The sequence below is a fragment of the Chitinophaga parva genome, from assembly GCF_003071345.1.
In the GTDB taxonomy this organism is placed as follows: Bacteria; Bacteroidota; Bacteroidia; order Chitinophagales; family Chitinophagaceae; genus Chitinophaga; species Chitinophaga parva.
This window is the reverse complement of record NZ_QCYK01000009.1, coordinates 1-1,000: the sequence shown is the minus strand read 5'-3', so window position 1 is coordinate 1,000 and position 1,000 is coordinate 1. Positions and strand designations below refer to the sequence as shown.

Here is a 1,000-nt window from a genome sequence, read left to right as displayed (position 1 = left end):
GTTTTGCCGAGGGTGTTCACCTCTTCCCATTCCGAACAGAGAAGTTAAGCCCCTCATGGCCGATGGTACTGCGCAATCATGCGGGAGAGTAGGTAGCTGCCATATTTATTCAGAAAGTCTCACAGGGCAACTTGTGAGACTTTTTTTTATTATAAAGTACAAGGTAATAAGACCTGGTAGCCTATATAGTACAGGGCTTCACTAACCAGGCAGTAAAGCAAAAGGCCCACTGCAAAAACAAAAGCAATACAGTAAAGCAAAAGGCCCACTGCAAAGAACAAAAGCCATACAGCAAGAAGCAAAGGGCCCACTGTAAAGAACAAAAGTCATACAGCAGAAACTGGTAGAGTGAAAAATAAACGGCTTGGAGGTTTTGTAGAGTGAAGAGGAGATTGTATCTTTGCCGTCCGCAAATAAGCCACTGGGGCTTTTAAGCCAGGAAGTTCTTTAAAAAACAGCAGGAGCCAGCAAGGGAAACTACCAGGCAGAGAGCGGTATCAAACCACTCATAGCCAAGTAGTTAGCTAAAAATAAAATCACTAAAAACTTTGAAAAAGATTTGGTGGAAACAAAATAAAGCTTACCTTTGCAACCCCAACACAAACGACTGGTAATATAGTCATTACCCACGGGAAAAGTTCTCCGAAAAATAACAGCATACAAAAACAAAAAAATGAGTGCTTCACAAGGGAGCGGCTAAGAGATCGGATCTCACATTTTGACAACAAGCTTTAAGATGAAAGGATGTAAATCCGCATAATCAAAAGCGAAGTTCTTTGAAAGTCAGGAAACAACAGCACTACTATTTTCGGATGGTAGTGAGGTAAGCAAACAAGCGAAAAAATTAAAACACTCTTGTCTAATTTCTATAAGGAGAGAACTGCAAGGTTTTCTCGCTTTGAGAAAAAATTAGTCAGTGAGCAAACAAACTATTTACAATGGAGAGTTTGATCCTGGCTCAGGATGAACGCTAGCGGCAGGCCTAATACATGCAAGTCGA

2 rRNA genes are annotated in these 1,000 nt (G+C 41.0%); both read left to right on the top strand.

Features of this window, described 5'->3' with window-relative positions:
• A 5S ribosomal RNA gene (rrf, locus tag DCC81_RS25290) occupies positions 1-105 on the top strand; the annotation flags it as partial.
• Between the two features lie 830 nt (positions 106-935).
• Positions 936-1,000 (top strand): 16S ribosomal RNA (locus tag DCC81_RS25285); the annotation flags it as partial.